Annotated in this window: 11 protein-coding genes and 1 pseudogene; 2 read left to right on the top strand and 10 right to left on the bottom strand. The window is 48.6% G+C overall.

Annotated elements, in window-relative coordinates:
- Positions 1-959 precede the first annotated feature (959 nt).
- The 9 genes and pseudogenes from Q0236_RS03150 to Q0236_RS03110 form a co-directional block, all read right to left on the bottom strand.
- Positions 960-1,244: pseudogene (locus tag Q0236_RS03150) on the bottom strand (RsmD family RNA methyltransferase); the annotation flags it as partial.
- Entirely contained in the window at positions 1,237-1,563 is a 327-nt protein-coding gene (locus tag Q0236_RS03145; protein ID WP_297915056.1) for a hypothetical protein, read from the bottom strand. The gene Q0236_RS03145 and the pseudogene Q0236_RS03150, both read right to left, overlap by 8 nt.
- Positions 1,563-2,654, bottom strand: a complete 1,092-nt coding sequence (locus Q0236_RS03140; protein WP_297915054.1) for an SAM-dependent methyltransferase — start codon at positions 2,652-2,654, stop codon at positions 1,563-1,565. Before Q0236_RS03140 ends, Q0236_RS03145 begins: the two co-directional genes overlap by 1 nt.
- The gene (locus Q0236_RS03135) at positions 2,651-3,820 is read right to left on the bottom strand and encodes an aspartate aminotransferase family protein (protein WP_297915051.1); all 1,170 of its coding nucleotides are present in this window, start codon (positions 3,818-3,820) and stop codon (positions 2,651-2,653) included. Before Q0236_RS03135 ends, Q0236_RS03140 begins: the two co-directional genes overlap by 4 nt.
- On the bottom strand, positions 3,817-4,434 hold the full coding sequence (locus tag Q0236_RS03130; protein ID WP_297915048.1) for a TRIC cation channel family protein: 618 nt from the start codon (positions 4,432-4,434) through the stop codon (positions 3,817-3,819). The genes Q0236_RS03135 and Q0236_RS03130 overlap by 4 nt, the downstream gene beginning before the upstream one ends.
- A gap of 551 nt (positions 4,435-4,985) precedes the next feature.
- A complete protein-coding gene (locus tag Q0236_RS03125; RefSeq protein ID WP_297915045.1) occupies positions 4,986-6,032 on the bottom strand; it encodes an alpha/beta fold hydrolase in 1,047 nt (348 codons plus the stop codon).
- 67 nt (positions 6,033-6,099) lie between these two features.
- Entirely contained in the window at positions 6,100-6,687 is a 588-nt protein-coding gene (locus Q0236_RS03120; RefSeq protein ID WP_297915042.1) for an NUDIX hydrolase, read from the bottom strand.
- The gene (gene mgtE / locus Q0236_RS03115; protein ID WP_297915039.1) at positions 6,672-8,051 is read right to left on the bottom strand and encodes a magnesium transporter; all 1,380 of its coding nucleotides are present in this window, start codon (positions 8,049-8,051) and stop codon (positions 6,672-6,674) included. The genes Q0236_RS03120 and mgtE overlap by 16 nt, the downstream gene beginning before the upstream one ends.
- Positions 8,052-8,059: 8 nt before the next feature.
- Positions 8,060-9,229, bottom strand: a complete 1,170-nt coding sequence (locus tag Q0236_RS03110; RefSeq protein ID WP_297915036.1) for a peptidoglycan DD-metalloendopeptidase family protein — start codon at positions 9,227-9,229, stop codon at positions 8,060-8,062.
- Positions 9,230-9,367: 138 nt separating this feature from the next.
- On the opposite strand from Q0236_RS03110, the gene Q0236_RS03105 reads away from it, so the two are divergent.
- Complete coding sequence (locus tag Q0236_RS03105; protein ID WP_177386883.1) at positions 9,368-10,096, top strand: plasminogen-binding N-terminal domain-containing protein; 729 nt, start codon at positions 9,368-9,370, stop codon at positions 10,094-10,096.
- Positions 10,089-11,471 carry an FAD-linked oxidase C-terminal domain-containing protein gene (locus Q0236_RS03100; protein WP_297915033.1) on the top strand — a complete coding sequence of 461 codons (1,383 nt, stop codon included), beginning with the start codon at positions 10,089-10,091 and terminating at the stop codon, positions 11,469-11,471. The genes Q0236_RS03105 and Q0236_RS03100 overlap by 8 nt, the downstream gene beginning before the upstream one ends.
- Positions 11,472-12,114: 643 nt before the next feature.
- Here the strand turns inward: Q0236_RS03100 and Q0236_RS03095 are convergent.
- Positions 12,115-12,299: SEL1-like repeat protein (locus tag Q0236_RS03095; RefSeq protein ID WP_297915030.1), on the bottom strand; the 185-nt coding region annotated here is incomplete at its 5' end.

Here is a 12,299-nt window from a genome sequence, read left to right as displayed (position 1 = left end):
AGATATACAAACACTCTGCGCGCGGGATCGGAGATGGAATTTTCTATGGAATTTGCGGTATGGCTTTCGCTTGAATTTACGGCAGAGCATTCGCCTAAACCGTTTGCGGCAGCACTTTTGCCTAAACCGCAGGCAAAATTTTCGCGGGAATTAGCGGCGAAATTTTTTCTTGAATCATGCATTAAATTCGCGTTTGGACGCGAATTTTCTTCGTAGCTAGCGCCAAAATTGCCGTCAGAATTCTCATTAGAATTTTTTCTTGAATCGTGGGTTAAATTTATGCTTGAATGTAAATTTTCTCCGCAGCTAGCGCCAAAATTTTCGCCTAAATTTAAGCTTTCTTTCTCTTTAAAGCCCACACCTGGGCTTGCGTCAAAATTAGAACTTTCGCCGCATTTTGAGCTTAAATTTAAGTTGCAATTAGCGGTCTCGGCGTCGCTAGCGTCGTATTGCGAAGCGAAGTTATCGTCAAACTTTTCGCTAAAGCTCGCGGCGTCCGTGGCTAGCAAATTCATGCGGTATTTTATACTAGAAGCGCTCGCATAATCGCCAATCTGGGCACAACCGCCAAAGCTCTCATCGCCTGCGTAATCACCATTTGTGCCGCTTTGCGCGCCATTTTGCGCGCTGTCCGATATACCGCTTCGCGTGCCGCATTTAGCTAAATTTTTTACGCCGCTTTGCGCGGCGCCTTCCGCTTCTACGCTTTGCGCGGCGCGGTATCCGTCCTCGCCCTGCTCTACGCTATTGAAAGTTTTGCGACAACCCTCTTTCTCGCCGCCTAAATTTTCGCAGCAGACGGCGCCATCGGCACGGTTTTTGAAATTTTTGCCGCTTAAATTTGGCAATTTCGCGCCCGAGCATCCGTTCATATCCGCTTGCAGCTCGTGCAAAATTTCGGGTAGTCGCTCGAAGCAATCGCCCAAAATCGCATTTGCGCCGAGCCCGAAAAGCTCGAAATTTTTCCGCATTATCTTATGCGCGGCAGCGTCTTTTTCGATCGCATAAACGTTTTTTGCGCCGTTGCTTAGCGCTTCAAGCGCCATCGCACCGCTGCCGCCGAAGCACTCGATAAACACCGTGCCGCGCAACTGCGCTCGCCACGTATCAAAAAACGAGCCTTTTACGATGCTTTTCGTGCTGCGCGTGCTCGAAAGCGCGGGCAGAGCGAGCTTTTTGCCCCTATAAATGCCGCTTGAAATTTGCGTAAAGAGCGTGCCGCCGAGCTTAGACAATTTAGCCATTTTGCCTTCTTAAAATTTCGATGATTCTTGCCTTAAACTCATCAAATAGTGCGCAAATTTCCTCTTCCGCCGCGTCGCATTCGCTAAAATCCTGCTTTAGCGAACCTTGGAAATCCTCTAGCTTCGATAGCAAAGTATTCTTTGAAAATGGGAGCGTCAAATCTCCGTCCTCGCCGATCAAAAATAGCGGTTTTGTCGAGCTTTGCGGCTCGTCGCTTATCACAAAGTCGCAATCCTGCGCACTTGCGGCATGATCTTTTAAAAACAACTCCAGCGTCTTTTGCAAAATTTCGCAGTCGCAATCGATAAAAGCTTTCATCAAAGCCCCTTTTTAAATTTTATCATCTTAAACTTCTCGCCAAACTCCGCGCGCAGGTGATTAAACTGCAAAAGCGCGTTATGATAGCCCTTCTCGCCGCTTTTTTGCATAAAAAGCTCTAAAAGCTGGACCGCGCCGAAATCTATGAGAGCCGCGATCTGTCTTTTGAAATCCGTCGTCACGGCACCTGCGTCCTCAAACGCAGCACGTAAAATTTCAAAATTTACGTCGTAAGTAAGATCGCTCTTGCCGTAAAAATCGCTTAAGTTTTGCACCTCAAAGAAGCTGAAAACCTCATGGTTTCGGTAGATCCGTAGGCTAAAATCGCCGCTAGCGCCCATCTGTCCGTAATCGAAGACTATGAAATAAAACCGCTGCGCGCTAGCGCAAATTTCGCGGGCGAAGCGAAAATATCCGACTGGGATTTCGCCGCGCGAGATGCCGAATCTGCGCGCGAGGGTCAAAATTTCGCGTTCTTTTATGGGGGCAAATTTTGCCGCACCGCTCTCTATAAAAAGCATATTTTCGCCGTCCACCGCCTCGCATTTAAAGGCGTCGAAAAGCTCGTTTGCCACAAAGATCGCATCTTTAAATTTCGCCTCGTGTACGCTCGCAAAGTGCTTTAGCGCGATTTCATCACCGAAGCTCTCTGCAAAGCTCGCTCGCTGTAACTCGCGCAGGCGCTCGTGCGGCTCGATAATCGCAAAGCTAAATTTATCAAGCGCCGCCGCACCGCCCAGCGTAAAGATCGCTTGCGCTATGTCGCAAAGCAGCCGCCCGTCGTGCGAGCCGATCTCTACGATAGCGATTTTGGCGCTCTTTTGCGGCTTTTTTGCAGGCGCAGCGTCTAAATTTAACTCGCTCGCCGCAAGGTTTTGCCGCGACCTATCTGGGTTCGCCGCCGCGTCTAGGCTTAACTCTTGCGCCGCGCAAAAATCCGCGCTTAGGCGTAAAATTTCGCGCGCGATGCAGATACCGAAGAAGCTTCCTACGCTCACGGCAGTGTAAAAATCGCCGCTCTTGCCGATTTTAGCGGCATTTGCGTAGTATCTCTCGTTTAGCCAACTCTCAAAAAAATCACTAAATTTCACGCCCGCACTATCTCGTCCAGGCTCTTGCGTAGGCGCGCAAAGCCCTCTTTGATCTCCGATTTTTTGATATTTAGCGCAGGCAAAAATCTAAGGGTGCGCTTGCCGGATTTTAGGATCAAAAGTCCGTTTTGCAGGGCTTTGTTAAAGATCTCGCCCAGATTTTTTTCATCGCGCAGCACGAGGCCTTGCATCAGACCGAGCCCCACGCGCTTTTCGATCAGGCTAGGATAGTCTGCGGCGAGCCCGTCTAGTTTTTTGATAAATCTTTTTATAGTCTTATCAAGCTTGCCGCTCGCTTTTAAAAACTGAAGCTGCGAAAGCACCGCAAGCGCCGTAGAGGTCGCCAAAAAGTTACCGCCGAAGGTGCTGCCGTGCTCGCCCGGAGCGAAAATGTTTTGCTGCGCCACGCACGCGCCGATCGGCACGCCGCCCGCAAGACCTTTGGCAAAGGTGATGATGTCGGGGCGGATGCCGTAAATTTGCGACGTCGCGAACTCGCCCGTGCGATATACGCCGCACTGCACCTCATCGGTGATCAAAAGCAGCTTTTTCTCTTTCAAAACCGCCGCCAGCCTTTGCACGCTCGCCTTATCCAGAGGCTTGATACCGCCCTCGCCCTGGACTAGCTCGATCATCACGGCGACGCTGTTTTCATCGATATGCGCGATGATATCCTCGATATCGTCGAAAAATTTAAATCCGGGCATATAGGGCGCAAAAATTTCCGGATGAAATTTTTCCTGCCCGGTAGCTTGCAGCGTCGCTAGCGTGCGGCCGTGGAAGGAATTTCGCAGAGTTAGAATTTCAAATTTCTTATTAGGGAAGTTTACTGTGCCGTATTTACGCGCCATTTTGATCGCCGCTTCGTTCGCCTCCGCGCCAGAGTTACAAAACACGGCGTAGCTGCGATACCCCAAAAGCTCGCTAATCTTTTGAGCCAGGGCTTCTTGAGGCAGAATTCTATAGATATTCGAGCCGTGGATGATCTGCGCGGCTTGCGTGCCGATCGCTTCCAGCACGATCTCATTTGCGTGCCCCAGGCAGTTTACGCCGATGCCCGCGCCGAAATCCACGTAGTCCTTGCCCGCTTCGTCATAGACTACCGAGCCCTCGCCTCTTACCAGCGCCACGTTTACGCGCGCGAAATTATCCATCAAATAGTTCATTGTTTGTACTCCACTTTAGGCAGATGCCAAGATTTGTAATAAGCCACCATGCGAAACGCAACCCCTAAAACCAGCAAAATAAGCACCGAAACTACGCCGCCAAGTCCCAATCCATCAAGCACGAAATATATCAAGCCCACGCCCATGCTTATCGTGCCATAAAGCCCCGTATGTAAAAACCACGGCACTTCGTTCAGCAGGACATCGCGCAAGATGCCGCCGCCCACGCCGTTGCAAAACGCGATCAGCACCACGCCGAAAACGTTATGATTGTAGCTTAGCGCAACCATCGCCCCGACTATCGAAAAGCTTACGACGTCGATCGCATCGGTTAGAATAAATAAAAATTTACCCTCCAAATCGCGGTTTTCGTAAAGCTTGGCAAAAATGGCTACGGCGCTTACCGCAAGCACGATGGTTACGGGCGCGTAGTGCGTGAACGAGTAGATCTCGCGACTTACCAAGGTGTCGCGCATGATCCCGCCGCCAAGCGCAGTCAAAAACGCCGCGATAAAGATCCCAAGCCAATCGCAGCCCTTCTTTACGCCGAATAAAAACCCGCTAAGCGCCGCCGAAGCGATGCCTACGCACTCCGTAAACTCTAAAATACTCATATCACAAACCGCTAAAATCCTTTTAAAAACGCATTTTACAACAACTAAATATAAATTTGGGTAAAGCGCAGCGGGCGGGATAAATTTCAGAGCGGCAGATAAAATTTGAGCGCGGTGAATTGAAATCTACGCAGCAGAATTTTGTTAGGCAGGATTTTATGCAGCAGAATTCTACGCGGCTAAAATACGGCGTCGTCAGGGCGTAAATATAAAATTTAGACTTGAAATTTATAAACGGCTGCTGAGATAAAATTTCACAGAATTTTATCGCGACTAAAACGCATAGCGTCGCGATCGGGCGCAAATTTTATCTTTAAATTTACGGCATAGCTGGGCTAGAAAGAATTTAGCGCCAACGAGACCGGCTTTATATTTGCAGCTAACGGTGCGTAAATTTTGATTTGAAATTGCGCCCTTATTTGGGCGCCGTGTTTTGCCGCTATAAAATTTTATGAAATTTTACGATGGCCTAGCCCGCACGGAATTCTACGTAAAATTTTAAAATTTAGCGGTCGAATTCTGCGTGGAATTTTACGCCGAGCTCCGCTAGATTAGCGCAGCCGCTCTTTTAAAATTTTCCAAATGCCGGGCATTGCCAGCAGTCCATTATGCGGCGCGGCGGCTATTTCATAAAATAGATCGCCCGCCTTAAGAGATCCCGCAAGATCATACGAGTGATGCACCGGTATCAGCTCGTCGGCGGCTCCATGGATGAGCGTGATCTGCGTGCCGCGTGCCGCTTGCAAAAATTCCGCGGTCGGAATCTTGTAGCGGATCAAAAATTTCGGTACGAAGGGGATTTTTTCGTGCGCAAGCCGCTCGAAGCTAAAATATGGCGCGAGCAAGATCAGCCGCGCCGCATCCCACTTCGCAGCCTGCTGTGCCGCGATGCCGCTTCCGATCGAGTAGCCGATCATCGCGAGCTTCCTTGGCGAATGCTGCGCTAAAACGTAGCGGCTCATCGCATCCGCGCTCGCAAAAAGCTGCTGCTGCGATGAAATTTTGCCGTCCGATTTGCCGTAGCCCGGGTAATCGAAAATATAAAAATCGTATCCCAAAGCCGCAAAATCAGCGCCGTATGCGCCCCAGCCGCTCACGTCGCCGAAGTTGCCGTGAAAGAACAAAATCGCGCCTTTGGGCTCTGCTGCGCTAAATTTCAGCCCGTTTATCAACCCGCCCTCAAACGGGATATTGATCTCTTGAAATTTTATCGCAGCAGCGTTTGCGTTATTGCCTGCAGCGCCGTTTCCTGCGGTGTTTTCTACGCCATGCTCGGTGCTAGTTTGAGCGTTTTTGTTTTTGATCTCGCCCGCTACGGCGCCGTTTTCTTTTACGCCACCCTCCGCAGAAGCGTTTTCGTCCGCGACGCCGCTTGTAGAGGCGCTATTTTTCGTAGCGGACGTCAATGCCTCTAAATGCTCGCCGCTCTCGGGCGCGTTTACAAGTCCGATGAATTCGGAATTTTCAAAGCTAAATTTGAAGTTTTTATCTAACGGCTCGCCCAAAAATATCAGCCGCTCCTGAAAGATATAAAGTGCCGCCGCGATCGCCGTATAAAGGCACGCCGCGATAACGCACAGCCTAAATAAAACCCTCATCGCCCTCCTTTAAATTTAAAGCCGAGACATAAAAACGCGCGATGGCACACGAAATTCCATCTCGCCACTAAGCTTTAAACTCGCTCAAAAACCACTGAAATGCTAGGATCAGCCCCGGCGCGCGCACGATCTTTTCGTCGAACATAACCTCCCGCGCCTTAGCTGCAGGCAGGTAGAAAAGCTCGATCTTCTCGCCGTCCACGCCGCCGCCGCGACCTAGCTTCATCGATTCGTCGATACACGCGAAATATAAAATTTGACGGTTCGCCGCAAAGCCCAGGGCGCTGTAATAGCTCGTGATAAATTTCAGATCCTTCACGGCATAGCCAGTCTCTTCGAGCACCTCTTCGATCGCCGTTTGCTCCTCGCTGATGCCCTTGTCTAAAATGCCAGCGCAAAGCTCATAGGTGTAGCCTTTTTCGGGCGAATTTATTAAATTTTCCTCTTGATAAAACCACACGCTGGGGCGAAACTGCTTGACGAGCAAAAGCGCGTCGCGCTGCGTATGGTAGAGCAAAATCGAGACGCTATCGTGCACCTTGACGCAGTCCCACGCGCGCGCTACGCCGTCCATTTCGAAATTTAGGCGAAATGGTTTAACGAAATTTGAGCTTTTAAGCTCGGAAATTTTAAAATTTTTTATAGTAGTATCCACGTCGCAAGTCCTAAAAAGCTAAAAAATCCCACGATGTCCGTAACCGTGGTAAGCAGCACGGAGCTACCGACGGCGGGGTCGATATTTAATTTTTTAAGCGTGATCGGAATGACGGCGCCGAAAAGCCCCGCAAGCGTTAAATTTAGCACCATCGACATCGCAATTACCAGCCCCAAAAGCTTAATGCCGAACCAAAAATACGCCACAAACCCCATTAGCGTGGCAAAAATGAGACCATTTATAAAAGCGATCGTGATCTCGCGAAACAGAACCTGCTTTTTGTCTTTAAACGCTATCTCGCCCAAGGCTAGGCGGCGCACGGTTACCGTAAGCGCCTGCGTGCCGGTGTTGCCGCCCATGGAGGCGACTATGGGCATAAGCACGGCGAGCGCGACCAACTTCTCGATAGTAGCGTCAAAAAGCCCGATGATCGTGGAGCTTACGATCGCCGTGCATAAATTTACTGCTAGCCACAAGGCACGCGCGCGACCCGCTTTAAAGATCGTCGTCTCATCATCCTCCGCTTCGTCATCGACGCCCGCGAGGTTGTAAATTTGCTCGGTGGCGCGCTCTTGGATGAGATCGTGGATATCATCGGCGGTAATCCGCCCGATAAGCACGCCGTTAGCATCGACTACAGGAATGACGTTAAGGTCGAACTCCTCAAAATCCTTGATCACGTCGTCGATCTTGTCGGTATCGGTAGCGAAGTGGATTTTATTTTCGGTGCCGAATTTTTGTGAAATTTGCTCCAACGTGAGTGAAAAATCGTATAAAATCAGATCGGACGTCGAAAAGGTAGTAAGCAGGTGCCCTTTTTTATCGAGCACAAAGAGTTGAAAGACGTTCTCGATCTCGTCCTTTTCGCGCATAACGCGCAGCATCTCAACCGCCTGCCCCAGGGTCTGATCCTGCCTTGCGCTAAAGACCTCAGTCTGCATATACGCGCCCGCCTCATCTTCGCTATATTTGGAGATAGTAAGAATGTCGTGGCGATCGTCCTCGTCAAGCCCATAGAAAATCTGCTCAGCCTTGTCCTCGTCAATCTCGCCGATGTTTTGCAAAAGCTCCGCCTGATCGTCGCTTTCGAGCTCCTCGATCGCTTTGACGATCTTTTCGTGAGGCAGAGTTTCGATGACATCTTCGAGCATATGCTCGGGCATCTCAAGCGCAGCATCGGCAAGATCCTCAGGATCTAGCTTTTTTAGAAATTCTACGTATTTTTCTTCGTCATGCTTTTTTAGAGTTTTTAAATGCTCCGTAAGATCGGCGGCGCTCAGCTCATGCTCAAGCGTATCGTCCAAGTGCGCATCAAGAAGCGCTTTGGCTTCCTCGACGTCGTCCAGCTGCTCTTTATTTTCCATTTTTGGCCTTAATTTATCGTGATAAGCGACTCGTAGTTTTCAAATTTAGCCGGGTTTTTCGAGCCGTCTTTAGCCGCAGCCATTCTGGCGTCCATATCTTTGACGAGAGCTTTAAATTTAAGCTCCTCGGCGCTTATGACGTTAGTTTTTTCAATCTTGACTACCTTAAGCGGATCTATCGCCTGCTTATTTTTATAAAGTCCGAAGTGTAGATGCGGCCCCGAACTAAGCCCGGTAGAGCCCACGTAGGCGATGAGCTGGCCTTGCTTGACGCTCATACCGCTTTTTAGCCCCGTGGCAAAGCCGCTAAGATGCGCGTAAAGCGTGCTGATACCGCCGCCGTGATTGATCTCTACGGTGTTGCCGTAGCCGTTCTTGCGCCCGACGAAGCTTACCTTGCCCGCTCCTGCAGCATTTACCTTAGTGCCTTTTGGAGCTGCGTAATCCACGCCCAGATGCGCGCGATAGCGCTTTAAGATCGGATGAAACCTCTTAGGGGTGAAATAGGATGAAATTCTAGTATAAACAAGCGGCGTAATTAGCAGAAAAGATTCGACCTTTTTGCCGCTTCGGTCGTAGTATTTATCATCGAAAAAATATAGCGATTTGGGCTTTTTATTTTCCTCGATCATTCCTGCGGTGATATTTACTCCGCCGAAAGGTTTGCCAAGGCGCGTCTTTTGCTCGTATAGAATCACGAGCCTATCGCCCTTTTGCAGCTTTTTAAAATTTACCTCATTTTTAAAAACAAGCATAAACTCATTCGCTAAAGCCGCATTGCCCGTAGCTTTGATGATATCTTGATAGGGTGAGCTTTCGATCTGAATTCCTAAAGAGTAGCTGTTTTCCTCATAAACTATCGGAGTATAAACGAATCTAAAAGTGCCGAATTTATCGCGGTATATGTGAATCTGAAGCTCCTCGCTGACGGGGATTAACAGCTGGGAGACGCGACCTGCTGGATCACGCAAAATTTGACACTCTACGCCTGCGCGCACCTCAGCAGCAAGCTCCTGATCCTCTTTATCCAGGTCGTAATATACAGATGCGGGGATGCCCGCGGTTTCCATAAATTGCAGCAGACTCACGCCATCGGGCCAGGCAAACTTCTCTACGCTGGGGTTGTTCGCAAAAACTACGCCTATCCACAAAAAAAGCAATATAAAAATTCTAGTCATATAAAACCGCTTTGAAATATTATTTTAAGGCGGGATTGTAACGAAAAAACGCTTATATTTCGTAAATACCGTGGAATTTTATCGCTAATTTCAAAGTTTTATGTATAATTAGCCGAAATTTTATTCAGGAGCAGAATTTTGAAAAAAGCTTTACTTATTTTAGGTCTATTTTTAAGTGCGGCGATAGGGGCGGAATTTAACATGCCGCGATACGAAACCGCCCTACTTAGCGTAAAGGATGGTTCGGGCGAGATCACAGATAGCCCTACGATTGCCGTAGGTAGCAGCGGAGTGGTGATGCATAATTTCGGTAGCGGCGCAAGCTCCATCATCGCGCGCGCAGTCGTGACGCAAAAAAGCGCAGGCAAAGCAAAGGTGCGATTTGAGGTTTTTGATATGTTAGCTCAAGAGGCGCTGCCACTGCCTAAAATTTTACCCTCAAGCGGCGATAAAGTGATCTTAAATTTCCTCTATGACCGTGCCATAATCGTCGCGCCTAACGCTGAAATTTACGAGCAGGTTATCAAGGCTTTTCCGAATATAAATTTTATCCACCCAGATCTTGGCGGCGCCTATCTTAGCTACAACCACAAGCCAAATCCCAGCCGTGACGATTTTCGTAAAATTTGCGCGCAAAACAGCGCCGGACTGATTTTTATCGCGATGGACAAACAAGGTGTATTTGCCGACTGCGGTAGTTTCAAGCCTTTGCGCACATTTGCTAGCGGCAGCGTAGCTTATTATCAGCTGCCGTTTTACTCGCGCGTGGGCGAGATAAAGACCGTCATTTGGGATTTTACTAACGGCCCGATCAGCGATTACGACAAACACTACCGCTATTTGCTGGGCTTAGACGGCGATGAATAGCGCCGCGCGAGCGTTTTTTACAAATCTATTAGGCGCGGATAACGCCTATTTTGACGAGGCTCATCGCACAGCATACTGCTACGACGCGACGAAAAGACGCTGCCTGCCGGACGGCGTGCTTTTCCCGCGAAGTGAGGACGATGTCAGTCAAATTTTAAAATTCTGCAACGAAAATTTAATCCCTGTAGTTCCAAGAGGCGCAGGCAGCGGTTTTACTGGTGGATCTTTAGCCGCAAACGGCGGAGTGATTTTGGCATTTGAAAAACATATGAATAAAATTCTAGAAATCGACATGCAAAATCTACTCGCCGTAGTCCAACCCGGCTGCATAAATATCGATCTGCAAAAAGCAGCTGCAGCGCGCGGGCTTTTTTATCCGCCCGACCCCGCAAGCCAGGATTATTCCACGCTAGGAGGCAATGTCGCCGAAAACTCCGGCGGTATGCGCGCCGCAAAATACGGCATCACCAAAGACTACGTAATGGCACTGCGTGCGGTACTGCCTAATGGAGAGGTGATCCGAGCGGGCAAACGCACTATCAAAGATGTCGCAGGCTTCAACGTGGTAGGAATTTTAATCGCAAGCGAAGGCGCGCTTGCCGTCATCACCGAAATCACGCTCAAACTAATCCCGATGCCAAAGCTTAAAAAGACCGCGATGGGCGTTTTTCCTAGCGTAGATGCAGCAATGAATGCCGTGTATAAGACAATGGCAGCCGGTATCACGCCCGTGGCGATGGAATTTTTAGACGCGCTGTGCATAGCCGCGGTCGAGGAGAAATTTCATAAAGGCTTGCCAAGGGATGCGGGCGCGATTTTGATCTGCGAAACAGACGGCAATTTAGAAGCAATGCTTTTGGAGGAGCTCGCGCTCATAAAAGAAATTTTTGTTCAAAACGGCGCGAGCGACTTTCGCGTCGCAGAAAGCGAAGAGGAGCGTGCGGGCATTTGGTTTGCGAGACGCAACTGCTCGCAGGCGATCAATATCTACGGCACGCTTAAGCTAAATGAGGACATCACCGTCCCGCGCTCGCAGCTGCCCGAGCTACTGCGCCGTATCGCGCGCATCGGCGATAAATACGGCGCGCGCGTGCCCTGCTTCGGGCACACGGGCGACGGCAATGTCCACACCAACGTCATGGTCGCCGACAAAAAAGATGAAGCTCAGGTGCGACGCGGACATGACGCAATCACCGAAATTTTCAAAGCTGCAGTTGATCTTGGCGGTACGCTCAGCGGCGAGCACGGCATCGGACTAAGTAAGGCGGAATTTATGCCACTAGCTTTTAGCGCAGCAGAGATGGAGCTATTTCGCGCAATCAAAAGGGCTTTCGATCCAAAAGGCATCTTAAATCCTGGAAAAATGGGGCTTTAAATTAGGATCGTCATCCAACTTCTACGGTGATTTGAAATCGATTTATCCCACTTATCTCATCTAAAATTTTACTTTCTTACAATATGCCTACTTAAAATTTATCTTGCTTGCAATTTAGCTTATTTACAGGCTACTTCGAGTTAGTTTCAAGCTTGATCTACCCATTGACAGATCGATTTTGCTTGCTTTGCGATGAATAATTTTACTTGTTTATTGATAGATTCCATCCACTTGATAATTGATTTTACTTACTTCGCAGATTGATTATCCCGTGCGATCTTCTTCGGATATTTTTGTCATATCAGCTGTGATTACATAGCTACTCGCTAGTTTGCGCAATTTTTTCTCCTTCAACGATATATAATTTAGCACCATGATTATGATGAAATCCCTATATCCGATGGATAAGTTTATGATAAATTAAAATTCTGTCAATAAAATCCACAGCATAGATTAAATTCCAAACTTATAAGATACTGAAATTTCAAAATCGCTATCTATCGCCATTATCGCAATATGCGGAATTTCAGCGATAAAATTTAGAAATAAAATTCCGCGGAATTCCATAAAATCCCATAAAGCTCCGCAAAATTTCTATACTAATTTCGATCTCGCCGTATTATCATCTAGCTAGCCCTGTCATCTATTTAGTAGCATTAGCCTCGCTTGCATTTATTTTATTCATCGCAGCTACTACGTTGCAGCTAAACTCAGCTCCCAGCTTGCAGGCTTTGTCGTAGTAGATCATCGCCTTATCCAAATCCGGCTCTCCGAATTCCTTCTTTGAATACGCTAACCCGACCCTCTGGCATCCCTCTGCCAAAGCAG

The sequence above is a fragment of the uncultured Campylobacter sp. genome (assembly GCF_938031315.1).
GTDB lineage: Bacteria > Campylobacterota > Campylobacteria > Campylobacterales > Campylobacteraceae > Campylobacter_B.
This window is presented reverse-complemented; position numbering and strand designations above follow the sequence as displayed.

What these genes read in the sequence shown, in the direction of transcription:
- Q0236_RS03145 (WP_297915056.1), bottom strand. Translation starts at nt 1,563, where the DNA reads ATGAAAGCTTTTATCGATTGCGACTGCGAAATTTTGCAAAAGACGCTG.
- Q0236_RS03135 (WP_297915051.1), bottom strand. Translation starts at nt 3,820, where the DNA reads ATGAACTATTTGATGGATAATTTCGCGCGCGTAAACGTGGCGCTGGTA.
- Q0236_RS03130 (WP_297915048.1), bottom strand. Translation starts at nt 4,434, where the DNA reads ATGAGTATTTTAGAGTTTACGGAGTGCGTAGGCATCGCTTCGGCGGCG.
- Q0236_RS03125 (WP_297915045.1), bottom strand. Translation starts at nt 6,032, where the DNA reads ATGAGGGTTTTATTTAGGCTGTGCGTTATCGCGGCGTGCCTTTATACG.
- mgtE (WP_297915039.1), bottom strand. Translation starts at nt 8,051, where the DNA reads ATGGAAAATAAAGAGCAGCTGGACGACGTCGAGGAAGCCAAAGCGCTT.
- Q0236_RS03110 (WP_297915036.1), bottom strand. Translation starts at nt 9,229, where the DNA reads ATGACTAGAATTTTTATATTGCTTTTTTTGTGGATAGGCGTAGTTTTT.
- Q0236_RS03100 (WP_297915033.1), top strand. Translation starts at nt 10,089, where the DNA reads ATGAATAGCGCCGCGCGAGCGTTTTTTACAAATCTATTAGGCGCGGAT.